Source organism: Shinella sp. 20P9.1.1 (genome assembly GCF_057798995.1).
The window spans coordinates 654739-678956 of the sequence record NZ_JBYOLC010000001.1 but is presented as its reverse complement, the minus strand read 5'-3'; the positions used below and the strand labels follow the sequence as shown (position 1 = coordinate 678956).

Genomic DNA, 24218 nt, shown 5'->3' with positions numbered 1-24218 from the left:
CTGCATTCACTGGAGAGATGGCGGCTGGCACGCCGGGGGATGGGTAATGATAAGCTTGCATTCGATGCGTGGCCGCCTGCTGGCTTTGACGGCGATCGGTTTTATTGTCGGCCTCGCATCGGTCACGCTGGCCGGTTCGGCCTTGATGTCGGCCTCCAGTCGCGTTGAAGCGGAAACGGCCGCGAAAGGCCTGTTGCGCGAATATGCCAATTCCATTCGCGCCGACATCACCCACGCGGCGGGCCTTGGACAGAACCTCGCGACCACCGCCCAGGCGCTTGCCGCATCGCAATCCAAGAGCCGCGACGATCTCGGCCGGATCGTCACGAGCATGGTCGAGGACAATCCGGACCTTCTCGGCGTCACGCTCGTCTTCGAACCCGACGCTTTGGATGGCCGCGATGCAGACTTCGTCGGCCATGCCTTTTCGGATGCGACGGGCGGCCGCTTCGCGACCTATGTCTATCGGAACGAGGCGAAACAGGTCGCCGTCGAGAAGCTCGACATGACGGACGATGCCGTCGCCGTCTGGTATGTCGCGCCGCGCGATGCCGGCCATCCGGTCATCACACCCTCCTATGTCGACCAGATCGACGGCAAGCCCACCTTCATCACCACACTCGCCGCGCCTATCAGATCGAACGGCAAAGTTATTGGCACGACAGGGGTGGATTTCGCGCTCACCGACATCTCGAAGATGATTGCGGAACTGAAGCCGTTCAACACGGGAACGGTCTCACTGATCGACGGCGCCGGCCAGTGGCTGGCCAATCCGGACAAGGTTCTTGTCGGAAAGAAGGTCACGGACGAGGCGATCCTCGCCTTCGGTTCGGCCGCCAAGCAGGACGGTGTTGCCGATCGCGTCCTTGATGGCGGTCTCTATCAGGCTGCCGTTCCCATCGCTTTCCCCGGCGCATCGGAGAAATGGCTGCTCATCCTGTCCGCGCCCGAGAACGCCATGGTCGAAGGCGCGATAACGGCGCGCAACCGCATGCTTTTGATTTCCGCCGGCATCCTTCTCGTCGCTCTGACCGGCGCCTTCATTGCCGCGACAGGCTTCGTCCGCCCGGTGGAACAGATCACCGCGATGATGCGCAAGCTCGCCGACGGCGATTTCTCGATTTCCGTTCCCTTTGTCGGCCGTCGCGACGAGATCGGCGGCATGGCGCGCTCCGTGCAGGTGTTCCAGCAGGCAGCCATTCGCAACAATGACCTGGAAATGGCGGCCGTCTCCAGCCGCGAGCGGGCCGAGGAGGAGCGGATCGCGCTGCAGCGCCAGGCCGAAGCCGAGGCCGAGCGGCGTTTGAACCATGCGACGGCCTCGCTTGCCGACGGTCTCCGCCGCCTTTCGTCCGGCGATATGTTCTGCGAAATCGACACGCCGTTTGGAACGCAATTCGAGGCGCTGCGTCAGGATTTCAACACATCGGTGCGGCAGTTGCGTGATGTGCTCGCTGATGTCGCCAGATCGGTCTCCACGGTGAACGCAGGAGCCCAGGATGTCTCGGCCGCATCGAACGACATCGCGCTTCGTACCGAGCAACAGGCGGCCTCGCTGGAACAGACGGCGGCGGCCCTCGAAGAGATCACCGCCAATGTCCGGTCGACCTCGGATCGAACCAGCGACGCGCGCCGGACGGTACATGACGCTCGCGGCAAGGCAGACCAGTCCGGCACGGTCGTCAACGAAACCATCGCGGCCATGGAACGGATCGAACATTCTTCCGAACGGATCGGCCAGATCATCGATGTGATCAAGGAAATCGCTTTCCAGACCAACCTGTTGGCGCTGAATGCCGGCGTCGAGGCAGCACGGGCCGGCGAGGCCGGCAAGGGTTTTGCCGTCGTGGCCCAGGAGGTGCGGGCATTGGCGCAACGCTCCTCCGAGGCGGCGGGCGAAATCCAGCAGTTGGTCAGCGCCGCGGCCCTTGCGGTCGGCGACGGGGTCAAGCTGGTGGGCGACACGGGACATTGCCTCTCCGAGATCACCGACCTCGTCATCGCCGCCAATACGCATATGGAAGCGATTGCGACCGCGGCAAAGGAGCAGTCCATTGGTGTGTCCGAGGTCAATACCGCCGTCAACCATATGGATCAGGGAACGCAGCAGAACGCCGCCATTGTCGCACAGATGAACTCAGCGGGCGCAGCGCTTGCGCAGGAGAGCCAGCGGCTCAAGGATCTCCTGTCACATTTCCGTTTTGAACAGGCGGCAGCGGCTTCGGAGAACCGGCGCCCGCCCGTCCAGGCGAAATGGGCGTGAAAATCCGGCCAATAGCAATGCTATCGATTTCCGCACGACGCTAGGTCCTGTCCGCATCGCCGGCGTGAACAATTCCATGAAGATCGCCCGCGAAGAGATTTTCGGCCCGGTCGCAACCATCATCCCGATTGACGGCATGGAAGACGCCAACGATAGCATCTATGGCCTCGCCGCCTCGATCTGGACCCGCGACATCTCGAAGGCCCATCTCTTCGCCCGCGACATCGAGGCCGGCGTCGTCTGGGTGAATTGCTTCGACCACGGCGACATGACCTCGATCTGGGGCGGCTACACGCAGACCGGCAACGGCCGCGACAAATGCCTGGAAGCCCTCACTCAATATACCCAGACTAAATCCGTATGGGTCAATCTGGGGTGATCTCAAGCGAGGCACTCGCCGAACGCGAAAAAGACCGGTGCCTGTCGGCGCCGGTCAAGCCAAAGAGAGATGGCAGGCTCTGCAGGGGAGCTTACGCGGACGTTCGTTGGCTCTGATTGTAAGCTTCGGAAATCGCATCAAATTTAACGCCCTGCCAGCGGGCATAGTCCTGAAGCAGCCTGCCGGAGACGGACAGGTCGCCCTGGTTGCCCGGCAGGCTCCAGACCAGCAATCCTTCCGCCCGCGCCCGCGAAAACACCCTCTGCACATGACCGCGGGACAGGGTGTGCCGGGTCGAGACTTCGCTTGCGTGGAGCGGGCCGAGACGGATCGGCTCGGCCATGCTCGTGATGTCGGCGGGCAGGCGGCAGATGAGCTCGTGAAGGATATTGCTTCCCGATTCCGTGCGGACGAACAGATCGACGCTTGCGGGCGGTTCAGCCCAGGCCGGATCGAAGACCAGAGCGCGAATGGCCAGCGGATGGATGTGGGCCAGCAACTGCGGATTTCCGACAAGCGTCGGGAGGCGATCGCCACCATCCATCCGGTCGAGAGCCGAAAGATGGCTTTCCAGCCACTGGCCGACCAGCGCCTCGCCGTATGGGCTGAGTTGCAGCGGCTTGACGCGCTTGTCCCGGCTGTCCAGCGGCACGAGCAGTCCATAGGCGCGCATTTCCGCAAGATGCGCCGTAAGCGTGTTCTTGCTGAAGGGCTGGCGTTCCGCGAAAAAATCGATCAGCGATCCGGCGGTGAGCGGCGGACGCGTTTCGTCGTGCTGCCGCTCGAAATGCAGGGCGACGATTGCCTGCGTGATCAGCCATTTCTGCATGCTGGCGACATAGCGGACCACGCGCGGTGCGGTGTCGTGCATGGCAAGCAGCTGTTCGGCCGCATCGCGTAGGACCGCAAAAAATGTCGAATCGCCATTCCATTTCATCGGGCGGAAATCACTTTTCGTATCTGCAGATCGCGTTTCAAAGTTGCCGTTTATGGCACGCGTTTCTAACTTCCTACCAGCGCAACGTCACGTCGGCATGTCACGATACCCCGTGGCTGACTCAATTTTGGGTGTACCGGGGTATGATCCGCTTCTTCGGTTGATCCCGCCTTTCCCCTCTCGCTATGAGTGCTCCTACATCTGGGGAAAGATCATGAAATCAATTTCTTATCATCTGCGGGCGTGCTGCGCCATCGCGTTGCTCATGTCGTCTGCCGCCAGCGCGCAGGATTTCCAGGCCGAGTTCGACAGCCAATGGGGCCTTCGTATGATCGGCGTCGACAAGGCGCTCAAGAAGGGTCTCGACGGCAAGGGCGTTCGGGTCGGTGTGGCCGATACGGGCCTTCAGACCGGCGACAAGTTGCATCCTGAGCTGGTCGGACGCTACCGCGGCCTCGGGATCGATGGCTTCGGCGGCAGTCTCGACGATGACAATGGTCATGGAACCCACGTGGCAGGCATCATCGCCGGCAACAGGGATGGCGAGGGCATGATGGGCGTTGCATCGAGCGCCGAAATCGTCGCCATGAGAGTTCTGCTGGATGGTGCGTCTCTTGAGGAACAGCAAGTCGCCGCGGAAACCGCCTATCGCTATGCCCTCAAGCAGGGTGTGCGCATTTTCAACGCGTCCTATGGCTATCCCGGCCCGTTCACCGATTACAGCCCGGAAATGATCGAGTCCTTCGCCGCGCGCGAATTGAATGTCTACCGCGAGGTCGTCAATGCGGGCGGCGTCATGGTCGTAGCGGCCGGCAATGATGGCTGGGCGGAGCCAAGCGTTCCCGGCGCTTTGCCGATGTTCTTCCCGGAATTACAGCGCGGTTGGATGACGGTCGCCGCTGTCAATCCTGAAGGAGAACTCGCCTGGTATTCGCAGGGCTGCGGCGGCGGGTCGAAATATTTCTGCATTTCCGCACCGGGCGGCGACGAATTCTACGGCGAAGAGGGCCTGATCAACTCGACCTGGCTTGACGGAAAATATCTCGGCGAGCAGGGCACATCCATGGCCGCACCGCACGTGACGGGTGCGCTTGCCATCGCAAAGCAGCTCTATCCCAATGCCAGCGAGCAGGAGCTCGCCCAACTGGTGTTCCAGACGGCCACCGACATCGGCGACGCCGGTCTGGACGACATCTACGGCTGGGGCCTGCTCAATGTCGGAAACCTGGTGACGACAAATGAAATCGAAGCCGGCGCGATCTATGCGCAGGCGGCCTGGTCTCACGCAACGACCGTGAACCGGATTGCCGACGTGATCGAAAGCCATCCGGCGCAAGCCGAGACGGATGGCTACGGTCTCTGGCTCACCCCGTTTGCCAGCCGGGCAAGGCTCTCACTCGGAAGTGCAGGCCTCTCCGGCGATTACACGACCGGTGGCCTGATCGGCGGCATCGACTATGCGCTCGACGACCGCTGGACGGTGGGTGCTGCCGTCGGCTTCAGCCAGAACCGATTCACGGCCGACAATGGCAATCGCGTCGAGGATACGTCTTACCATGCGGCGCCCTATATCGCCTTCGACGACGATACGTTCTTTGCCAATGCCACACTCGGCACCAGCTTCTTCTCCGGCAAGACGCGCCGCGTGCGGGCACCGGGCATGGACGACACGATCCTCGGCCTCGCGGGCCTCGACATTGCCGGCGATCAGAGCGACCGGGCTTTGTGGGCGACCACGCGTATCGGCAGCCATTTTGCGTTCGATGACCTGAAGCTCTCCCCTTATGTCTTCAGCCGGATGGTGCGCCAGCATCTGGGCGGCGTGAATGAAACCGGGACCAGCGTTCTCGTGCTGAACGCGGCGAGCGCCACGGCGACCACGGGCGAAGTCGGGGTCGGCATGAAGGTAAGCACGGCACCTGTCGTGTTGAGCGGCATCGACGTGACGCCGTCCCTGAACATCGCCTATGGCCGGAGCTTCGGTGACTTCAAGCGCACCCTCGAGCTCATGGGTTCCCCGATCGTCAGCAAGATTGATCCAGATAAAAACCGGGTGGCCCTGGAGACGGATTTGCTGTTTGCGCGCTCGGCCTCGGCGCTCGAAGGCAAGCTGAGCTACCGCGCCAGCGTGAACAGCGACACCGTCAGCCATACGATCGCAGCGAACCTGAGCCTCAAGTTCTAAAACCGTTCAACCCGGCGTCGCACCATCGTCAGGCAGTCGCCATCGATATCGCGCCGCCGGGATCTACATGCCAGACGGGTCGGCGCAAGCGCGCCGATGGCTCACAAACCGCCGTGAAAACGCAGAAAGTCGACGATCGGCGCCAGGCCGTCGCCGCGTTTCATGTCGGAGAAGACGAAGGGACGGTCGGCGCGCATGCGTGTCGCATCCCGTTCCATCACTTCCAGATCGGCGCCGACATAGGGGGCCAGATCCTTCTTGTTGATGACGAGCAGATCGGAGCGGGTTATGCCCGGTCCGCCCTTGCGCGGGATTTCTTCGCCCTGGCAGACGGAGATGACGTAGATCGTCAGGTCCGCCAGATCGGGCGAGAAGGTCGCCGCTAGGTTGTCGCCGCCCGATTCGATGAAGACCACGTCGAGATCGGGGAACCGCCGGGACAGATCGGCGATGGCCTGGAGGTTGATCGAGGCGTCCTCGCGGATCGCCGTGTGCGGGCAGCCGCCGGTTTCCACACCGACGATGCGGTCCGACGGCAGCGCCTGCATGCGCATCAGCGCCTCCGCGTCCTCCTTGGTGTAGATGTCGTTGGTCACGACGGCGACGGAATATTGCTCGCGCATCGCCTTGCAGAGCTTTTCGGTGAGCGCCGTCTTGCCCGAACCGACGGGGCCGCCGATGCCGACGCGCAGGGGGCCGTTCTTCGATGTCATGGGAACCTCCATTAAATTGAATGCCCGCTCATGAGCGGAAGAGCCTTACCGGCAGGGTTTCGTGCCGCAGGCTCGCTATTTCCGCCCGTATGGTCGCCGCGCCGAGATCGTCGAGCGTGGAGCCTGCGGCTGCTTTCGCGAGCGTTACGATCGGCACCTCCAGCCCCGTCAGCACCGCCACTCCATGCCTCTGGCCGATGACGCCGCAGCGGATGGCGACCGAAACGAGATTGGACGTGACCGCATGCAGATAGGCGGCAAGCCCTGCCTCGGCCGCAATGTTATGGGCGGCAGCAACGGCGCCGACGGCGACGGGATAAGCCGCCTTGCCACCAAGATGGTCGAGGAGCGCATGCTGCCAGCCTGCCGCCGCTGCAAGGAAGGCCTCACCCTGCAACATGGTCTCGCGATGCCGCTCTGCCGAGCCCGACAGGGCCTCCGCCAGCGCCGCAACCTCCGCCAGTCGATCTGCGTCACCGGTAGAGCGGTGCGCCTCGGCAAACAGCACGGCGTCATTCCAGAGATTGCCCTGTGCGAGGAGATCGCCCAGCCAATCCCGCAAGGTGCCGGCATCCCGCACATCGCCATCCGCCACGACCTGCTCCAGACCACCGGAATAGGAGAAAGCCCCAATCGGGAAGGCGGGCGACAGCCAGGTCATCAGCCGGATGAGGTCTCTTGTTTCAGCCATGGCCGTGATGATGGTGCCCCTGGCCGTGATAAGCGCCGCGCAGCGGATGAAAAGGTTCGGATATCTCGCGCACGATAGCGCCGAGCCCTGTCAGCATGTCGCGAATGACGTGATCGCGCAGGATGAGAATGCGCGCCTCCTCGATCTGCGCCGGCAGATGGCGGTTGCCGAGATGCCAGGCGAGTTCGACGAGATGCAACCGATCCCGCGGCGTCACTTCGTACAGCAACTCTTCCGCCGCGATCACCTCGATGGTCTCCCCGGTTTCCGTCAGGAGAAGGTCGCCATGGGCGAGCAGAACCGGCGCCTTCAGGTCGAGCATGACGACGTCGTCATGCTGCATGTGCAGCAGCTTGCGGCGCAGATGGCGCTGGTCGTGCGTCAACACGACCACGTCGATCGGGAGACGATCGCCGCCGGCGCCGGGCGGCAGGATTTCGGTGGAGCGATAGGGCAAAACGATCTCTCTCAGAACAGGAAGTAGCGCTGCGCCATGGGCAGCACGGTAGCAGGCTCGCAGGTCAAAAGCTCTCCATCGGCGCGCACTTCATAGGTTTCCGGATCGACCTCGACATGCGGTGTTGCATCATTGAGCACCATCGATGCCTTGGAAAGGCCGCCGCGGGTGTTCTCGACCGCCACCATGTCCTTGGTCACGCCGAGCCGCGCCTTCAGCCCGCCATCCATCGCCGCCTTGCTGACGAAGGTGACGGAGGAAAGCGCCGGCAAGCGCCCATAGCTGCCGAACATCGGCCGGTAATGCACCGGCTGCGGCGTCGGAATGGAGGCGTTCGGATCACCCATGGGGGCTGCGGCAATGGTGCCGCCGACCAGAACCATATCCGGCTTGACGCCGAAGAAGGCCGGGTTCCACAGGACGAGATCGGCGCGCTTGCCGGCCTCGACGGACCCGACATGCTTCGACAACCCTTGAGCTATAGCCGGGTTGATCGTGTATTTGGCGATGTAGCGGCGCACGCGCAGGTTATCGTTGTCGCCGGTCTCGCCGGGCAGCCGGCCGCGCTGCACCTTCATCTTGTGCGCCGTCTGCCAGGTGCGGATCAGCACCTCGCCGACGCGGCCCATCGCCTGGCTGTCGGAGGAGATGATCGAGAAGGCGCCGATATCGTGGAGAATGTCTTCCGCCGCGATGGTCTCCTTGCGGATGCGGCTTTCGGCAAACGCGATATCCTCGGGGATCGACGGCGACAGGTGATGGCAGACCATCAGCATGTCGAGATGCTCGGCGATGGTGTTTTTCGTGTAGGGCCGCGTCGGGTTGGTCGAGGACGGGATGACATTGGAAAGGCCGCAGACGCGGATGATGTCGGGCGCATGGCCGCCACCCGCCCCCTCCGTGTGGAAGGCATGGATGGTGCGGCCCTTGAAGGCGGCGATGGTGTCCTCCACGAAGCCGCTTTCATTCAGCGTGTCGGTGTGGATCATCACCTGCACGTCGTAGTCGTCGGCGACAGCAAGGCAATTGTCGATGGCCGCCGGCGTCGTGCCCCAGTCCTCGTGCAGCTTCAGCGCGCAGGCCCCGCCCTCGATCATCTCGATAAGCGCCGCCGGCTTCGAGGCGTTGCCCTTGCCGGACAAGCCGAGATTGATCGGGAAGGCATCGAAGGACTGGATCATCCGCGCCAGATGCCAAGGCCCCGGCGTGCAGGTGGTGGCGAGCGTGCCGTGCGCCGGTCCCGTGCCGCCGCCCAGCATCGTGGTAACGCCCGACATTAGCGCCTCCTCGATCTGCTGCGGGCAGATGAAGTGGATATGCGCATCGACGCCGCCCGCCGTCAGGATACGCCCCTCGCCCGCGATGACCTCCGTGCCGGGACCGACGACGATATCGACGCCCGGCTGCGTATCGGGATTGCCGGCTTTGCCGATTTTGACGATCAGCCCGCCCTTCAGGCCGATATCGGCTTTGACGATGCCCCAGTGATCGACGATCAGCGCATTGGTGATGACGGTATCGACCGCCCCCTCGGCGCGTGTCACCTGGCTCTGGCCCATGCCGTCGCGGATCACCTTGCCGCCGCCGAACTTCACCTCCTCGCCATAGATGGTGAAATCCTTCTCGACCTCGATGAAGAGCTCGGTATCGGCAAGGCGCACGCGGTCGCCGACGGTCGGACCATACATCTGGGCATAGGCGGCGCGGGAGAGGTGAGCTGCCATCAGAGTTTCCCCATCACTTGCTGGCGGAAGCCATAGATTTCGCGTTTGCCGCCGATCGGCACGAGCCGCACCAGGCGCTCTTGCCCCGGTTCGAAGCGGACGGCGGTGCCGGCGGCAATGTCCAGCCGCATGCCCCGCGCCAGCGCCCGGTCGAAGGCGAGCGCCGGATTGGTCTCGAAGAAATGATAGTGCGAGCCGACCTGGACCGGGCGGTCGCCCGTATTAGCGACGGTCAGCGTCAGCGCTTCGGCACCGGCATTCAGCACGATCTCGCCTTCGGCGGTGAGGATTTCGCCCGGGATCATGGTCATGCCCCCGCGACCAGCCAGAGGCCGCCGAGCGCCGTCAGGCCACCGGCGAGCCGCGCAATGGTCCGGCCGGCACGGCCGCCGATGCCGAGGCCGAGCGCCACGCCCGCACCGTGCAGCAACGCCGTCGCCGCGACGAAGCCGCCCATGAAGGTGAGGCCGCTTGCGCCGCCGAGTTCGAGGCCGTGAGCATATCCATGAAACAGCGCGAAGAAGCCGACCACCGCCATGCCGACCACCGTCGGGACCTGAAGCGCGACCAGCGCCAGAAGCCCGATCACCACGACCGAGGCGGCAATCGCCGGCTCGACGAAGGGCAGGCCGAATCCGGCGAGAGCAGCCAGGAAGCCGATGCTCATAGCCGCGACGAAGGCAACTGGCACGGCCCACAGCGCCCGCCCGCCGATCAGCGAAGCCCAGAGTCCGACGGCGACCATGGCGAGCAGGTGATCAGCCCCCGTCAGCGGATGGGAAAAACCGGCACCGAACGAGCCATGCGCAGCCGGATCGAGATGAGCGAAGGCTGGGCTTGCGGCTGCACCGGCCATGAGCAGGGTGACGAGAAACAGTCTTTTCATTCGCGTATCCTTTCTGGAAATCAGCGGATCGGCTGGTGCACGGTCACCAGCTTGGTGCCGTCGGGGAAGGTCGCTTCCACCTGAACGTCGTGGATCATCCCGGCGATGCCCTCCATTACCTGGTCCCGGGTGACGACATGCGCGCCCGCCTCCATGAGGTCGGCGACAGAACGGCCGTCGCGCGCGCCTTCGACCACGAAATCGGTGATCAGCGCGATGGCCTCGGGATGGTTGAGCTTTACGCCGCGCTCCAGCCGCTTGCGCGCCACGATGGCGGCCATGGCGATCAGCAGCTTGTCCTTTTCGCGGGGGGTAAGGTTCATGGGCCTGTTCCTATAATTGCCAGACTTTCGGCAGCGGACGGCCGCCGATGAGAAGGGAGAGAAGCGGCTCGAGGCGCTGACGCAGCGCAAGGCCGGTGGTGGCGACGAGGCGGATCAGCAGCTTGCCGTTCCAAGCACTCGCCCCACCGTCTTCGCCGATAAGGGTCCGGACGGCGTCCAGCAGCCGCTCCGGCTGGCGGCCGGCATAGAGGACCGTTGCCATGGCGGTGCGGCCGGCGAGCATGGCCGGACGGAAAAGCTTGGCGTCGATCTCGCCGGAAATACGATAATCCTCGGCAAAGATCAGCCGGCCGTCGCGACGGATGCGCCAGCGATCATGCAGCGCGCCGTGCGAGAGGATTTCGCCCATGGCGGCGCGGCCAAACAGCACCGCCTCCATCGCCACCAGCTCGGCATCATCAGCAAGATCGGCTTCCAGCCGGCGGGAAAGACGTCCGCCGTCGAAAAGGATCGTCTCCTGCGGCAGCCAGGCAAGGCGTGCTCCGGCACCGACCGTCAGCCGGTTCGTCACCGTCGCCGCCTCGCCCGTCGAGCGATAGACGCGCTCACAGGCCTGCGTGGTGATCGTCGCGGCCGTCGTTTCGGCAATCTCAATTTCGGTGGCGATACGGTCGCCACCGGCCAGCCCGCCCGCCGTGTTGATCAGGATCGCCTCCGGCGGCCGGCCGGGCAAGGGCCGCGGCAGGCGGATCTTGACGCAACCCTCCTGATAGAGCGTCTTCAGCCGCGTCTCGCCATGGCGATGGTGAAGGGCAAGCCGCGCATTGCCTTCGGCGCGCTGCAACCGCAACGGTGTGGCGGAAGGTTCCGAAACGTCTGGCGCAGGAAAGACGATCAACGGATCGCCCTACCGAACCGGACGATCGGAGATGAAAATACGGTCGAAATCGCTCATGGCTTGCGGCATCCCGGTGGCTTTCAAACCACGATGCAAAGGCCATGCCATTCATTTCGGAGGCGGAAAGACGGCAAAGTGCCTCTTCCGGAGCCGCAGTGATCTTCACTACCAGAAGGAGTGAAGCCCGAATTTTATGCACAAGCATAAAATTTCATCCCCGATAGAGTGTTTGGGTCCGTGCGGCCATCGATCCGCACTTGATGACTGCGGATCGCGCCGTATTTCCCCTTGGCATTTCGCACCCAATGGCTGCTAGGCACCTCCCGCAGCCTGCGTTTGCAGCCAATCCCACACGCCCCGCACATCGCCATCCTTCAGTCGCGCCGGTCTGGATATGGCAAACCAGCCGCGCCCGGTGTCGAGCGTCGTCGGAAAGGGTTGCATCAGGTTACCTGCTGCGAGGGCGTCGCGGGCGAGGAAAACGCTGGCGAGGGCGACACCCTGACCAAGTTCGGCGGCAGCAAGGGCGATATCGCTGTCGCTGAAATTACTGCCCCGCCAGACGGCATCAGGCGCAATCCCCCTATCAGCCAACCAGTCGGCCCAGCCGATGGGGCCTTCCTCGTGAATGAGGGATGCCGTCAGGAGATCGGCGGGGTCGCGCAGCGTCTGCGCAAGCGCAGGTGCTGCGACGGGCGAGAGGTTGCCGTTAGCAATGAGCAAGCTTTCACTGCCGACGGGAGGTTCATGGGCATGGATGATGGCGATATCGACTTCCATGGTCTCGAAATCGATCGCGGTGCCACTGGTGTCCAGCCACGGGTCGCAGGCCGGCACGGCCGTCTTCAGCAATGGCAGGCGCTGTAGAAGCCAGCGCCGCGTGAAATCCCGGGGGGCGTAGATGACGACGCTGCCGGGCTTGCGATAGGGCTCCAGCCGCCGATAGCCCTCCTCCATCATCTCCAGGCAGCGCCGCACCGTGCGGTGGTAGTCGCGCCCGGCATCGGTGAGGCGCACCTCGCGGCCGATGCGCAGGAACAGGGGCTGGCCGATCTGCCCTTCGAGCAAGCGCATCTGATGGCTGATGGCCGATTGCGTCAGGCCGATCTCCTCCGCCGCGCGGCTGAAACTTTCAAGCCGAGCCGCGGCCTCGAATCCCTTCATGAACTGGGTCGGCGGAATATGGCGAAATTTGACCATTCATGAAATCCATTCATCTTCAGCAGGAATACTTCTCGTTTGTATCGACGAAAATCGAGATCAATAATGATCGCCATACATGAATAGGAGTCAATCATGGACACGTCGATCCGGCTGCAACCGAATGTGAAGCTGCGCCGTCCGGGCGAATTCGAACCGCATGCCAAGACCTGGATGGCGTGGCCGCACCGCCAGGATCTCTACGGCGCACGCCTGCCCGACATGCAGCGCGCTTACGCCGATGTCGCCAAAGCCATCGCGCAATTCGAGCCTGTCAGCATGGTGGTGCATCCCGATCATACGCAGGGCGCGCGCGCCCAGCTCGCCGACGCCATCGAGATCGTCGCCCTGCCGATCGACGATTGCTGGATCCGCGATTCCGGACCGACCTTCCTCAAGCGCAGCGACGGCGGCCTTGCCGGCGTCTCCTGGCGGTTCAATGCCTGGGGCGGCAAACACGCCCCCTTCGATACCGACGATGCGCTGGCCGGCCGCGTGCTGGCCTATGAGGAGGCCGACATTATCCGCTCCTTCCTCCATTGCGAAGGCGGGTCGCTCGCCTGCGACGGCGACGGCACCCTGATCGTCACGGAGACGAGCCTGCTCCATCCCAACCGCAATCCCGGCCTTTCCAAGGCCTGGATAGAGCAGGAACTCACGCGCATGCTCGACGTCGAAAAGGTCGTCTGGCTGCCCGGCGATCCGCTCGATCTGGAGACCGACGGCCATATCGACGGCATGTGCTGCTTCGTGCGGCCCGGCGTCGTGATGTTCGAATACAATCCCGATCCGACAGACCTGCACGGCCGCATCCTCGCCGACAATCTGGCGGCGCTCGAAAGCCAGACGGATGCGCGCGGACGCCGTTTCGAGGTCATCCCCATCCCGGAAGCCTATGACGTGGAGGCGACCAGCGAGATTTTCGCACGCTCCTACATCAATTTCGCACTGACCAATGGCGGCGTCGTTATGCCGACCTTCGGACGCCCGTCCGGCGAAGAAGCCAAGGCAGCGGTCGCCCGCGCCTTCCCGGACCGGCGGATCGTGACGGTCGATATGGGCGCCGTGGCTCCCGGCGGCGGGGCTATCCATTGCATCACGCAGGAGCAGCCGCTGTGACCGGGCACTCTGCCGCGCTGTCGCGCCGCAGCTTTGTTCTGGCGGGTGCAAGCCTGGCACTGTTGCCGGCAGCACGCGGCCATGCCGAAGAGGAGAATATCGGAATGATCACCGTCCCCGCCGAAGCCGAGCCGCACGAGAGAACATGGATGGCCTGGCCATCGACGCCAAGCCTCTACGGCGGCCCCGGCGCCTATTTCGAGAGCGTTCAGGAAACACTCGGCCGGCTGGCCGCGGCCATTGCGGAAAACGAGCCCGTTTCCATGGCCGCCCCGGCGGACCAGCATGCCCTGGCCGCCCGCCTCTGCGGGCCGAAGGTCACGTTCGCCGATATCCCGACCGACGACATGTGGGCGCGCGACAGTGGCCCGGTCTTCGTTCGCAAGGGAGACGGCATCGCCGCGGTCGATTTCGGCTTCAACGGCTGGGGCAACAAGCAGGTGCATGCGCGTGATGGCAAGCTTGCCGCAGAGATTGCGGCGCTTGCGGGCATCGACCGTCACGATGCGGGCCTTTGCGGCGAAGGCGGCGGCATCGAATATGACGGCGACGGCACGCTTCTCCTCACCGAAAGCTGCTGGATGAACGACAATCGCAATCCCGGCTTGACGCGTGCCGACATCGAAAAGCGTCTCAAGGCCGCCCTCGGCGTCGAAACCGTCATCTGGGTTCCCGGCGTGCGCGGGCTCGATATCACCGACGGGCATATCGACGGCTCGCTGCGCTTCGTGGAACCCGGCCTCATCGTGGCCAGCAGCTATCCCGGCGACACGTCGGAATGGGCGCTGGCCCATGACGAGGCCCTGGCGATCCTGGCAAAGGCGCGCGACGCTCGCGGCCGCACCTTCGAGATCGTGTCCATTCCCTCGGCAATCGAGGTTCGCTCGACGAGCGAGGACTTCTTGAGCAGCTACGCGAACTATTATGTTGGCAACGGCGCGCTCTACACGCCGCAATTCGGCGACAGGAAGGCCGATGCGCTGGCGAAGGACGTTCTTGGTCGACTGCATCCCGGCCGCCGCATTGTCCAGCTTAATGCCGATCGCATCTATGAAAACGGCGGCGGCATTCACTGTGTCACGCAACAGCAACCCCGATAACCTGCCATCAGAAACGGAGAACGACGATGAAACGCTGGCTCGCGCTTGCGACGGCATGCCTTTTCACGACCTCGGCTTGGGCAGAGGAGAAGGTGCTCTACCTCTATTCCTGGGAATCCTATTTCAGCGCCCAGTCGATTGTCGCCTTCGAAAAGGAGACGGGTATCAAGGTCTCCTACGACCTGTTCGATTCCAACGATATCGTCGAGACCAAGATGCTGACGGGCAAATCGGGTTACGACCTGGTCACCGTCAATCTCTCGCCGCACTTCCTGCGCCAGTTGCCCGTCGGCATCTGGGCGCCGATGGATCGCACCCGCCTTAACAATCTCGGCAATCTCGATCCCGCGGTTCTCGCCCGTGGGGCGCAGGTCGATCCCGACAATGCCCATAACGTGCCGTGGATGTGGGGCACGACCGGCGTCGGCTATAATGTCGAGAAGGTACAGGCGATCATGCCCGATGCCCCGGTCGACAGCCTGCGTATGGTCTTCGATCCCGCCATCGTCGAGAAATTCGCCTCCTGCGGCGTCGGCATGCTCGACGATGCCGAGCAGGTGCTGGGCCTCGCCCTCATCTATCTCGGACTGAACCCCGACACGACCGACAAGGAGGAACTGGAGAAAGCGGTGGAGGTGGTCGCCAAGGTCCGCCCCTATGTGCGCAAGTTCCACAGTTCCAGCTATGTCAACGATCTCGCCGACGGCGGTCTCTGCCTCGCCATCGGCTTTTCCGGCGACATGCTGATTGCCAGCAGTCGGGCGAAGGAGGCCGGCAAACCGTTCAGCATCGCCTACCGCCTGTCGAAGGAGGGCAACCTCGTCTGGGCCGACGTTCTTGCCATCCCTGCCGACGCCGCTCATCCCGAAGCCGCGCATGCCTTCATCAATTTCTTCCTGCGTCCCGAAATTGCGGCGGTTGCGGCCACGGAGACGGGCTTCTCCACGGCCAACAAGGCCGCACTTGGTCTGCTGGACGAAAAGCTGCGGACGAACCCCGACCTCTACCCTTCCGAGGTCGACCAAAAGCGCCTGCATCTGCCCAAGGCGCTCAGTCAGAAAGCCCTGAAGATGTGGACCCAGGCCTGGGATCGCGCGAAGGGTTTGCGGTAACCCGCACGGCCGGGATCAATGCCTGTCCCAGATGGGACATTGCCGGTCAAAAAACCGAAGGCTAGAACCGGTGCGATGGCATCGCGGACGGTGAGCCTTGTGCAACAGGCGATGCTCGCCAACGGCGGGCATTCATCATCCGCAAACATGCCCGTTGGAGGAGGATATCCATGAAGGTCGTTGAGGCGTCGATTGGCGAACTGCGTGAAGCGTTGGAAAAAGGAGAGACGACGAGCGTCGAGCTTGTCGCAGCCTATCTGAACCGCATCGCCTTCTACGACCGGCACGGTATCACGCTCAATGCGGTGCCGGTGCTCAATCCTGACATGTTCGCTGACGCCCGCGCCTCCGATCTGCGGCGCGCGCGCGGCGAAAGCCTCGGCCCGCTCGACGGCATCCCCTATACCGCCAAGGACAGCTACAAGGTGAAGGGGCTGAGCGTTGCCGCCGGCTCGCCGGCCTTCGCCGACCTGATCGCCACGGAAGACGCCTTTGCGATCGCACGGCTGCGGGCAGCGGGTGCGGTGCTGATCGGGCTCACCAACATGCCGCCCATGGCCAATGGCGGCATGCAGCGCGGCGTCTACGGCCGCGCGGAATCGCCCTACAATCCTGACTGGCTGACGGCCGCCTTCGGTTCCGGCTCGTCCAATGGCTCGGGCACCGCGACAGCCGCAAGCTTCGGCGCTTTCGGGCTCGGCGAAGAGACCTGGTCGAGCGGGCGCGCACCCGCGGCCAACAACGGGTTATGCGTCTATACGCCAAGCCGCGGCATCATCTCGGTGCGCGGCAACTGGCCGCTCGTGCCGACCATGGATGTCGTGGTGCCGCACAGCCGCTCGATGGCCGATATGCTGGAACTGCTCGATATCATCGTCGCCGACGATCCCGAGACGCGCGGCGATCTCTGGAGACGCCAGACCTGGGTTCCCATCCCCAAGGCGTCCGAGATGCGACCACCGTCCTATGTGGACATTGCCGCGACGGCGAGCCTTGCGGGCAAGCGCTTCGGCCTGCCGGCCATGTATATCAATGCCGACGCGGAGGCCGGAACCGGCGAAACGGTCGGCATCGGCGGCGCGACGGGCCAGCGCATCAAAACCCGCGCCTCAATGCTTGCGCTCTGTAAGGCGGCGCGCGCCGCACTGGAAGCGGCGGGGGCCGAGGTCGTGGTCACCGATTTCCCCGTCGTCAGCAATTACGAGGGCGATCGGCCGGGTGCGCCCACCATCGCGACCCGCGGCCTCGTCAGCGCCGATTATCTCCAGCGCGAGATCGTCGATCTCTCCGCCTGGTCCTGGGACGATTTTCTGGCGGCCAATGCCGATCCCAGCCTTTCGCGGCTCGCGGATGTCGATGGCATCCGCATCTTTCCCGCGCCGAAAGGCAGCGTGCCCGACCGCTATCATGGCTTCGACGATCACATCGCCGATTATCCCGCCCATCGGCGCGACCACGCCGTTGCCTCGTTCGAGGACATTCCGGGCCTTGCCGAAGGGTTTCGCGGCCTAGAGGAAACGCGCCGCATCGATCTCGAAGACTGGATGAACAAGCTCGGGCTGGATGCGGTCATCTTCCCGGCCGTCGCCGATATCGGCCCGGCCGATGCCGATGTGAACCCTGCCTCGGCCGATCTCGCCTGGCAGAACGGCACCTGGGTGGCGAACGGCAATCTGGCGATCCGCCATCTCGGAATTCCCACGGTGACCGTGCCGATGGGCATGCTGGCTGATATCGGCATGCCGGCCGGCCTCACCTTCGCCGGCCGGGCCTGGGACGATACGGCCCTTCTCGCCTATGCCTGCGCCTTCGAAAAGACCGGCGGCTATCGCGAAGCGCCGATGCGCACGCCGGAACTTCAAGACCTGTCAGGCGCTTCCGCAACGGACCTGGTCGATACCGCCGAGCTTCGGCTGTCGGTGTCGCTGGCACCCATCGGTCATGGTCGCCAACGGCTGTCGATACAGGTGCAAAGCCCAACGCCGCTATCGTGGCTGACGGTGAATGGCCAGCCGGTCGCGTTCAAGCAGGACGGCATGCAGAGCACCGCAAGCCTCGATCTGGACGACAACACCCGTGTCCACAGCGAATGGCGCGCGCCCTACGGCCACATCGTCATCGCCTGCGCCGAGGGCCAGGCTGCCTTTGCCAGCATCGGCGGCACGCCCTGACCGGCGTGGTCAAACCGTCACGAACCGGCCCGACAGGAGAATGGCGGCGGCCGCCAGCGCTGCAACGATCAGCACGATCTGGTTCAGCCGCTGCTCGATGAAAAGCGCGACGGTCTCGCCGTAGCGGCGCACCAGATAAGCGAAGAGGAAGAAGCGCGCGCCGCGGGTCACCGCGGCGCAGAGGATGAAGACCGGGAGCGCCATGTGCACCGCGCCCGACAGGATCGTCACGACCTTGATCGGCGGCAGATGCGCGATCCCCGAGGTGATCATCAGCAGCAGGATCCAGCGGTCGTCGATCGACGCCTTCAGATGCTCGAATTCTGCAAGCTTGCCGTAGAAGGACAGGATCGGCTTCGCAACGGTCTCATAGGCGAAATAGCCGAGCGCCCAGCCCGCGATGCCGCCCAGCACCGAGGCAACCGTAGCGATGGCCGCATATCGATAGGCCTTCTTCGGCTGCGTCAGCACCATCGGCAACAGCAGCACATCGGCCGGCACGAGAAAAATCGAGCTTTCGACGAAGGCGATCACAGCAAGCCAGATCTGCGCCGTCGGGCGGGCGGAAAGGGATAGAACCCACTTATACAATCGTCGCAGCATTCGCAGTCTGCTGTTCTCTTTCGGTGCAATTCAAGGAAATCTGCTGTGCGGAGGCGCCTGAAGCAGCCGCCCCGCATAGCTCACATTGGCGGCATTGTCGCTAGCATCGTCGAAATTTATCGGTCCGTGAGTGCCACCGCTTGCGCATATCTCCATGCGGCCCGCATGCGCCGGCCTATTGGATGCAGGCTTTCCCTACCGGGGTTTCGGGATCACACGCGAGAACGCCCTGCAGCTCGAAAATGTAGAAACGCGGCCGTTCGCTGCAATCCACCGTGCGCGATTTGCCTGTGCGCAGGTTGCGCACCGTCACGCCGGCGGAACCGGCAGTCCCCTCGGCAGAATCCGCATCCGGCCAGCTTTCCGTGAAGACCGTATAGCTGAAGCCCGCGGATTTGAACCGGACGGATTGCGTATAGACATCCCGGTGGGTGTAAACAGCACCGAAGAACCGGTCGAGCGAGCCGGCCGGCTTTTCGGGAAACGCCAGCTCCACCTTATCATCATGCCCTTCCGGCGTCTGGGAACCGAAGCGGTATTGAAGCGTAGACGGCGCGCCGCCCGGTTCGCGAGAAGCGCACAATTCGATGAACTTGCGCCCTTCATCCGCCTCACAGCTGAAGATCGGCTGCGCATCCGTCTCACAGGCGTGGGCGAAGCTGCCGGAAAGGAGAAGGCCTACGAACAGCGCCACGCCGGATTTCGCGGTGAGCCAAAACAGTCTCGGAGAAAAAATCCTCACCAACGCCGCTTTCTTCCTCAAGCAGTTTTCAAAACGCTGCCGGACAAAGACTCTTCATTGGGTTGAAAGACGGTCGTTCGTCCGGTGCGCGTTCTCGCAATACGGGTGACGAAAGCGGTTTATTCGCCCATGCGCGGATGGCGGCACGCCGTTCCGAGCGCTAGCTGTTGTCGTCCTCAGCCGTCTCGACCTCCTTGAGAAGCCGGAAGGCAAAGCCCCTGGCTTTGAGTTCGAGAATGCCCTTCGCGACGCCCTCCCCGGACATGCGGTTCGGCTGGTTGATATGCGCGATGATGACGTCACCGTCGCGGGCGTGGCCTATCGTCCTCGCCGCCTTGGTGGCGGACGCCGTGGCGCCTTCGTCGCCGCTGACGGAATAGCCGGCAATGCGGAAGCCCAGCGACTTGATCAGCGCCAGCGCATCAGGGCTGTAGAGCGCCGTCGCGCCGCGAAACCAGCCGGCCCGCACGCCGAGATCCGTGGCGATCGCGCCGGCCCCGCCCTCGACCTCCGCCTCGACCGCAGCGAGCGTTCCAGCCGGCTTGATGCCATAGACCGCCTTGCTGCCCAGCACCGCCGGCACATGCTCGGCACCATGATCCTCGATCTCGAAAAGCTCGGGATGGTCGGCCAGCACCCTCACGGTCGGGCCATTGCGGGCAAGCCAGCGGCGGGTCACGAACAGCGTTGCGGGAATCCGGTTGTCGATGAGGGTGTCCAATATCCGCCTGTCGATGCCGCCACTGCACGCATCGAAGGTCAGGGCGACCTGCGGATGCTCCGGCCCGCCCTTGGCGATGGTCAACCGCGGCTCGTGCAGCGGCTTGGCCACGGCCGGAGAGACAAGTGCGAGCAAGACGACGATAAATCCGAAGCGCATGATGCGTTTTCCCAGGCGCGTCCCCGTGTCGGAGAGACACCGTCAGGAGAGCGCATCGCCGCTCTATGACCGGCCCGGTACAAAATTATGTCCGTTTATGGCGCCGGGACGCTTTGGGGGGCAGCACTCGAAAACAAAGCGCATCAGCATTCGAAATTTGCGGCAGTGAGCGCCTCGATGTGGGGCCACTTTCCGATTTTCAACATACCGCCACCTCCAAAGATGCGCATATTCTGAATAACAGGGCGCATGCGCTTCCCACCTCGCCGGCCAAATCCGCCTTAGGCGGGATAAATTCAAGATTCCCAAGAGAATCCGAACCATTCCTGCACGTTAGAGGTCGCGAATTTTGCAGATTTACTTAAACCCCCACCACAGAATTGCATACACCTTGCAGACAGCCGGAATTTTCATCTTAGCAATAAAAAAATAGATTAAAATCCAAAAATGATTCACTGAACACTCAACAATACTTAAAAACACGGCAGTATTGACACCAGAAGTTGAGTTCACGCAAAATTAAGTTGAAGACAAGAAATCAATGATGAGATTCTCCATGAGATCAACATGAGAACGATCAAGGAAAACCGATATTTTAGCGATTCAATAAGCATTTTATACTAAGCCTACAACCTCTCCGGCTATGGCGCCGGATATCGCACTTAGGTGCGGCATGGCTTCTTGACGCCAGAAATGAGTTCCGCGCGCCAGAAAAGCGTATGCCCACGGCAGGACCTATCCATCATGAGAATCAAGAGCCAATTCATCGTCCTGGCTTCGGTCACGGGGATCACCATTGCCGGTCTCGTCGGCAGCCTTTGGAGCTATGCCGGCGCGGCGGGCGATGTCACGAATGCCTACGATCAGAAATATAAATCGTATCTGCTGGCCGATAATTTTCGCCAGTCCTCCGACGACCTGACCCGCCTGGTGCGTACCTATGCGCAAACGGGCGACCCGTCGTTCAAGGAGCAGTATAATGCCGTGATCGAGATCCGGAACGGCACGCGGCCGCGGCCGGAGGACTATCACCGCATCTATTGGGATTTCGTTGCCGGCGGCGAAGCCAAGCCCCGTCCCGACGGCGCTGCCATTTCCATGCATGACCTCATGAAGCAGGCCGGCTTCACGGATGAGGAATTCGCGCTCCTAGACGAGGCCGGCAAGCGCTCCGACGCGCTGGTCAAGATCGAGACCGAGGCGATGACCCTCGTCGACAACGCCGCCACGCTCGGGCCGGAGGCCAGGGAAAAGGCCTCGGCGATGCTCAATTCGCCCGACTATCACACATTCAAGGCCGGGATCATGAAGCCGGTCGACGCCTTCTTCGTAAAGCTCGAGGAACGCACCCAGGGCGCCGTCGATGAAGCGAATGCGCGCGCGGCATTCTTCTGGATGCTCACCATCGCCGCGATGTCGATGCTCGCTCTGATGCTTGCCATCGTCGGCTTCGTCACGTTCAAGCGCATCATCGGCGGCATGGACAAGCTGCGCCGCTCGATGGGCGACGTGGCGGAGGGCCAACTCGACACCGAGATCGGCCTTGCGAAGAACAATGACGAAATCGGCGACATGGGCAAGGCACTGGAAGTCTTCCGCCAGGGCGCCATCGCCAACCGGCGGCTGGAACAGGAAGCGGCGGAAAACCGCAAACGCGCGGAAGCCGAACGCATCGCCCTGCAGGAAAAGGCCGAAGCCGACGCTGCCGAACGCCTGCGCATCGCAACATCAGGCCTTGCCGCCGGTCTGAAGCGCCTTGCCTCCGGCGACCTCGCCTTCCAGATCAACGAGACCTTTGCACCGGATTTCGAAGCGCTGCGTCACGATTTCAACCAGTCCGTCGCCCAGCTCGGCACGACGCTTTCGGAAATCTCGGACTCCATTTCGAATCTCGACACCGGAACGCGGGAAATCGCGGCCGGGACGGACGATCTTTCCAAGCGCACCGAACAGCAGGCCGCCTCGCTGGAGGAAACGGCAGCGGCGCTCGACGAAATCACCGTCAATGTCGCCAATTCCAGCAAGCGCACGGATGAAGCCAAAAGCGTCGCCAGCCAGGCCAACCGGTCGGCCGCAGAGTCCGCCCAGGTCGTTTCCCATGCGGAAGAGGCCATGCGCAAGATCGAGGAAAGCTCGCAGCAGATTTCCAATATCATCGGCGTGATCGACGAGATCGCTTTCCAGACAAACCTTCTCGCGCTGAATGCCGGCGTCGAGGCGGCCCGTGCAGGGGAAGCGGGCAAGGGTTTCGCCGTTGTCGCCCAGGAGGTGCGGGAACTCGCGCAACGCTCGGCGCAGGCGGCCAAGGAGATCAAGGGGCTCATTCACAACTCGTCGTCGGAAGTCGAAAACGGCGTGAAGCTGGTGCGGGATGCGGGCGCAGCCCTCAAGACGATCAGCGGCTTCATCGTCGAGATCAACACCCATATGGAATCGATCGCGACCTCGGCAAAGGAGCAGTCCGTTGGTCTCGCGGAGGTGAACACCGCGGTCAATTCCATGGACCAGACGACGCAGCAGAACGCGGCGATGGTGGAACAGTCGAACGCCGCCTCCAACACGCTCGCCAATGAGGCCGTGCGGCTGCGCGACCTCGTCGTCCGCTTCCGGCTGGCCGGCCCCGGCCAGGCTGCATCGGCCCGCCCCACGCGCAGCACGGACGCGGCGCACGTCTCGCCTGCCCGCGCCCTCAACCGAAAGGTCGCCACAGCCTTCTCCGGCAATACGGCGCTCGCCGCAAAGACCGAGTGGGAAGAGTTTTAAGCCATCCGGCATTCCAGACGCGAGCCCACCCGCCGAACGCGGGTGGGCTCTTTCCTATGCGGTGCGTTTAAGCTCCGTATTGGTCGTGCAGGCGCACCCAGCTCATGATGCCGCCGGTTTCGTTGCGTCCCTTCGGCGTCAGGTCGAGCCAGTTGAAAGCTCCCATCAAGAGCTCGGTCCCGCGATGATAGGTCGAGTAACTGTGGAAGATGGAACCGTCCTCGTCTTTCACGAAGACGCTGAGGCCGAACATGTCGGCGCTGCGCTTGATCGTCGTCAGGCCGTAATTGTAGAGGGCCCGGCCGGCCTCCCGATCCTCCTGCGTGAAGGAGACGCCGAAATCATAGCTGAAATCGCCGTCGCCGGCCGAAACCCAGGGAAAGGTCCAGCCCATCCGCGCCTTCACGGCCTCGATGCGCTCAACAGGCGCACGGGACACGGCGGCGAAGGAGAGGTCGGCATGCTCGAAATGCTGTCGCGCCGCATCGGCATGGTCGGCCGTATAGGAGCAGCCCGGGCAGATGTTATCGGATCCCGGCGACAGCATGAAATGATAGATGGCGAGCTGGCTGCGTTCGCCGAACAGCGCATCGAGCGTGACCTGCCCATCCGGCCCCTGGAAAACGTAGTCCTTCTCGATCCGCACCCAGGGGAGCCGGCGGCGCTCGGCGCGCAGCTCATCGAGGGCATGCGTCATGGCGCGTTCCTTGTCGAACAGTGCCTTGCGCGCGTTCAGCCATTCGTCTCGTGTAACAATCTCGTGTTGCATTGTCTTTCTCCTTGGTTGGTCGGTCAGCGGCGCCGGACGAATTTGAGCCAGGGCGCCAGGTGGAAGAGAGCCATCAGCAGGTACATCGTCGTCATGCTGCCGAGCGGCGAGAGATCGGGGCCGGAACCGCAGATCGAGGCCTGAGACCCGTCAAACAGCGAGACCATCGCGATGAAGGTGAAGGTCGGCGCTGCCGCCAGGCCGAGCCAGTGGAAACCGTCTTTTGTGGTGTTTGCCGTCGTGGTCATCGTCCTGCTCCGAATGATCGATCCAGGGACACGCTAGCGGCACCCGCGCGGCGGGTGAGAGTTACAAGTGTGACGCGATTGGGTTGGGGTGCCC

General features: G+C 63.2%; 23 protein-coding genes. 8 read left to right on the top strand and 15 right to left on the bottom strand.

Annotated elements, in window-relative coordinates; genetic code table 11:
• The first annotated feature begins 46 nt into the window (after positions 1–46).
• Together AC27VQ_RS03175 and AC27VQ_RS03170 are read left to right on the top strand one after the other, a co-directional pair.
• On the top strand, positions 47–2263 hold the full coding sequence (locus tag AC27VQ_RS03175; protein WP_488715176.1) for a methyl-accepting chemotaxis protein: 2217 nt from the start codon (positions 47–49) through the stop codon (positions 2261–2263).
• Entirely contained in the window at positions 2154–2642 is a 489-nt protein-coding gene (locus AC27VQ_RS03170) for an aldehyde dehydrogenase family protein (protein ID WP_488715175.1), read from the top strand. Before AC27VQ_RS03175 ends, AC27VQ_RS03170 begins: the two co-directional genes overlap by 110 nt.
• A gap of 91 nt (positions 2643–2733) precedes the next feature.
• Here AC27VQ_RS03170 and AC27VQ_RS03165 read toward each other — a convergent pair whose 3' ends face one another.
• The gene (locus AC27VQ_RS03165) at positions 2734–3513 is read right to left on the bottom strand and encodes a hypothetical protein (protein WP_488715174.1); all 780 of its coding nucleotides are present in this window, start codon (positions 3511–3513) and stop codon (positions 2734–2736) included.
• Between AC27VQ_RS03165 and AC27VQ_RS03160 the strand changes: the two genes are divergently transcribed.
• Positions 3512–5764, top strand: a complete 2253-nt coding sequence (locus tag AC27VQ_RS03160) for a S8 family serine peptidase (protein WP_488715173.1) — start codon at positions 3512–3514, stop codon at positions 5762–5764. The genes AC27VQ_RS03165 and AC27VQ_RS03160 overlap by 2 nt on opposite strands.
• A 101-nt stretch (positions 5765–5865) precedes the next feature.
• Here the strand turns inward: AC27VQ_RS03160 and ureG are convergent, their stop codons facing one another.
• The 9 genes from ureG to AC27VQ_RS03115 form a co-directional block, all read right to left on the bottom strand.
• On the bottom strand, positions 5866–6477 hold the full coding sequence (gene ureG / locus AC27VQ_RS03155; protein WP_488715172.1) for an urease accessory protein UreG: 612 nt from the start codon (positions 6475–6477) through the stop codon (positions 5866–5868).
• Positions 6478–6505: 28 nt separating this feature from the next.
• Positions 6506–7177: an urease accessory protein UreF gene (locus tag AC27VQ_RS03150; protein ID WP_488715253.1), complete on the bottom strand. Its 672-nt coding sequence runs from the start codon at positions 7175–7177 to the stop codon at positions 6506–6508.
• A complete protein-coding gene (gene ureE, locus AC27VQ_RS03145; protein ID WP_488715171.1) occupies positions 7161–7625 on the bottom strand; it encodes an urease accessory protein UreE in 465 nt (154 codons plus the stop codon). Before ureE ends, AC27VQ_RS03150 begins: the two co-directional genes overlap by 17 nt.
• Positions 7626–7636: 11 nt before the next feature.
• Positions 7637–9349, bottom strand: coding sequence for an urease subunit alpha (gene ureC, locus AC27VQ_RS03140; RefSeq protein ID WP_488715170.1), 1713 nt, complete (start codon positions 9347–9349; stop codon positions 7637–7639).
• Positions 9349–9654, bottom strand: a complete 306-nt coding sequence (locus AC27VQ_RS03135) for an urease subunit beta (RefSeq protein ID WP_488715252.1) — start codon at positions 9652–9654, stop codon at positions 9349–9351. The genes ureC and AC27VQ_RS03135 overlap by 1 nt, the downstream gene beginning before the upstream one ends.
• A gap of 2 nt (positions 9655–9656) precedes the next feature.
• The gene (locus AC27VQ_RS03130) at positions 9657–10235 is read right to left on the bottom strand and encodes a HupE/UreJ family protein (RefSeq protein WP_488715169.1); all 579 of its coding nucleotides are present in this window, start codon (positions 10233–10235) and stop codon (positions 9657–9659) included.
• A 20-nt stretch (positions 10236–10255) separates the two neighbouring features.
• Positions 10256–10558, bottom strand: coding sequence for an urease subunit gamma (locus AC27VQ_RS03125; RefSeq protein WP_488715168.1), 303 nt, complete (start codon positions 10556–10558; stop codon positions 10256–10258).
• 10 nt (positions 10559–10568) lie between these two features.
• The gene (locus AC27VQ_RS03120) at positions 10569–11417 is read right to left on the bottom strand and encodes an urease accessory protein UreD (RefSeq protein ID WP_488715167.1); all 849 of its coding nucleotides are present in this window, start codon (positions 11415–11417) and stop codon (positions 10569–10571) included.
• A gap of 312 nt (positions 11418–11729) precedes the next feature.
• Positions 11730–12617, bottom strand: a complete 888-nt coding sequence (locus AC27VQ_RS03115) for a LysR family transcriptional regulator (protein WP_488715166.1) — start codon at positions 12615–12617, stop codon at positions 11730–11732.
• Positions 12618–12713: 96 nt separating this feature from the next.
• Here AC27VQ_RS03115 and AC27VQ_RS03110 point away from each other — a divergent pair, with 96 nt between their 5' ends.
• The 4 genes from AC27VQ_RS03110 to AC27VQ_RS03095 all read left to right on the top strand — a co-directional run bounded on the left by AC27VQ_RS03110 (position 12714) and on the right by AC27VQ_RS03095 (position 18119).
• Entirely contained in the window at positions 12714–13736 is a 1023-nt protein-coding gene (locus tag AC27VQ_RS03110) for an agmatine deiminase family protein (RefSeq protein ID WP_488715165.1), read from the top strand.
• On the top strand, positions 13733–14836 hold the full coding sequence (locus AC27VQ_RS03105) for an agmatine deiminase family protein (RefSeq protein WP_488715164.1): 1104 nt from the start codon (positions 13733–13735) through the stop codon (positions 14834–14836). Before AC27VQ_RS03110 ends, AC27VQ_RS03105 begins: the two co-directional genes overlap by 4 nt.
• A gap of 26 nt (positions 14837–14862) precedes the next feature.
• Positions 14863–15948, top strand: a complete 1086-nt coding sequence (locus AC27VQ_RS03100; protein WP_488715163.1) for an extracellular solute-binding protein — start codon at positions 14863–14865, stop codon at positions 15946–15948.
• A gap of 170 nt (positions 15949–16118) precedes the next feature.
• Positions 16119–18119 (top strand): amidase, encoded by a 2001-nt coding sequence (locus AC27VQ_RS03095; protein WP_488715162.1) that lies wholly within the window; start codon positions 16119–16121, stop codon positions 18117–18119.
• A 9-nt stretch (positions 18120–18128) separates the two neighbouring features.
• On the opposite strand, the gene AC27VQ_RS03090 is transcribed toward AC27VQ_RS03095, so the two are convergent.
• The 3 genes from AC27VQ_RS03090 to AC27VQ_RS03080 all read right to left on the bottom strand — a co-directional run bounded on the left by AC27VQ_RS03090 (position 18129) and on the right by AC27VQ_RS03080 (position 20344).
• Complete coding sequence (locus AC27VQ_RS03090) at positions 18129–18722, bottom strand: YqaA family protein (RefSeq protein WP_488715161.1); 594 nt, start codon at positions 18720–18722, stop codon at positions 18129–18131.
• Between the two features lie 175 nt (positions 18723–18897).
• On the bottom strand, positions 18898–19416 hold the full coding sequence (locus tag AC27VQ_RS03085) for a hypothetical protein (RefSeq protein ID WP_488715160.1): 519 nt from the start codon (positions 19414–19416) through the stop codon (positions 18898–18900).
• A gap of 208 nt (positions 19417–19624) precedes the next feature.
• On the bottom strand, positions 19625–20344 hold the full coding sequence (locus tag AC27VQ_RS03080) for a polysaccharide deacetylase family protein (protein WP_488715159.1): 720 nt from the start codon (positions 20342–20344) through the stop codon (positions 19625–19627).
• Between the two features lie 744 nt (positions 20345–21088).
• Here AC27VQ_RS03080 and AC27VQ_RS03075 point away from each other — a divergent pair.
• Positions 21089–23107 carry a methyl-accepting chemotaxis protein gene (locus tag AC27VQ_RS03075; protein ID WP_488715158.1) on the top strand — a complete coding sequence of 673 codons (2019 nt, stop codon included), beginning with the start codon at positions 21089–21091 and terminating at the stop codon, positions 23105–23107.
• A gap of 67 nt (positions 23108–23174) precedes the next feature.
• On the opposite strand, the gene AC27VQ_RS03070 is transcribed toward AC27VQ_RS03075, so the two are convergent.
• Both AC27VQ_RS03070 and AC27VQ_RS03065 read right to left on the bottom strand, forming a co-directional pair.
• Positions 23175–23876 carry a DUF899 domain-containing protein gene (locus tag AC27VQ_RS03070; RefSeq protein WP_488715157.1) on the bottom strand — a complete coding sequence of 234 codons (702 nt, stop codon included), beginning with the start codon at positions 23874–23876 and terminating at the stop codon, positions 23175–23177.
• Between the two features lie 23 nt (positions 23877–23899).
• Positions 23900–24124 (bottom strand): hypothetical protein, encoded by a 225-nt coding sequence (locus AC27VQ_RS03065; protein WP_488715156.1) that lies wholly within the window; start codon positions 24122–24124, stop codon positions 23900–23902.
• Positions 24125–24218 lie beyond the last annotated feature (94 nt).

Coding starts and splice junctions, on each gene's coding strand:
- ureG (WP_488715172.1), bottom strand. CDS start 6,477: ATGACATCGAAGAACGGCCCCCTGCGCGTCGGCATCGGCGGCCCCGTC.
- AC27VQ_RS03090 (WP_488715161.1), bottom strand. CDS start 18,722: ATGCTGCGACGATTGTATAAGTGGGTTCTATCCCTTTCCGCCCGCCCG.
- AC27VQ_RS03065 (WP_488715156.1), bottom strand. CDS start 24,124: ATGACCACGACGGCAAACACCACAAAAGACGGTTTCCACTGGCTCGGC.
- AC27VQ_RS03160 (WP_488715173.1), top strand. CDS start 3,512: ATGGCAAGCAGCTGTTCGGCCGCATCGCGTAGGACCGCAAAAAATGTC.
- AC27VQ_RS03110 (WP_488715165.1), top strand. CDS start 12,714: ATGGACACGTCGATCCGGCTGCAACCGAATGTGAAGCTGCGCCGTCCG.
- AC27VQ_RS03165 (WP_488715174.1), bottom strand. CDS start 3,513: ATGCACGACACCGCACCGCGCGTGGTCCGCTATGTCGCCAGCATGCAG.
- AC27VQ_RS03095 (WP_488715162.1), top strand. CDS start 16,119: ATGAAGGTCGTTGAGGCGTCGATTGGCGAACTGCGTGAAGCGTTGGAA.
- ureC (WP_488715170.1), bottom strand. CDS start 9,349: ATGGCAGCTCACCTCTCCCGCGCCGCCTATGCCCAGATGTATGGTCCG.
- AC27VQ_RS03135 (WP_488715252.1), bottom strand. CDS start 9,654: ATGATCCCGGGCGAAATCCTCACCGCCGAAGGCGAGATCGTGCTGAAT.
- AC27VQ_RS03125 (WP_488715168.1), bottom strand. CDS start 10,558: ATGAACCTTACCCCCCGCGAAAAGGACAAGCTGCTGATCGCCATGGCC.
- AC27VQ_RS03130 (WP_488715169.1), bottom strand. CDS start 10,235: ATGAAAAGACTGTTTCTCGTCACCCTGCTCATGGCCGGTGCAGCCGCA.
- AC27VQ_RS03115 (WP_488715166.1), bottom strand. CDS start 12,617: ATGGTCAAATTTCGCCATATTCCGCCGACCCAGTTCATGAAGGGATTC.
- AC27VQ_RS03100 (WP_488715163.1), top strand. CDS start 14,863: ATGAAACGCTGGCTCGCGCTTGCGACGGCATGCCTTTTCACGACCTCG.
- AC27VQ_RS03070 (WP_488715157.1), bottom strand. CDS start 23,876: ATGCAACACGAGATTGTTACACGAGACGAATGGCTGAACGCGCGCAAG.
- AC27VQ_RS03075 (WP_488715158.1), top strand. CDS start 21,089: ATGAGAATCAAGAGCCAATTCATCGTCCTGGCTTCGGTCACGGGGATC.
- AC27VQ_RS03080 (WP_488715159.1), bottom strand. CDS start 20,344: ATGCGCTTCGGATTTATCGTCGTCTTGCTCGCACTTGTCTCTCCGGCC.
- AC27VQ_RS03175 (WP_488715176.1), top strand. CDS start 47: ATGATAAGCTTGCATTCGATGCGTGGCCGCCTGCTGGCTTTGACGGCG.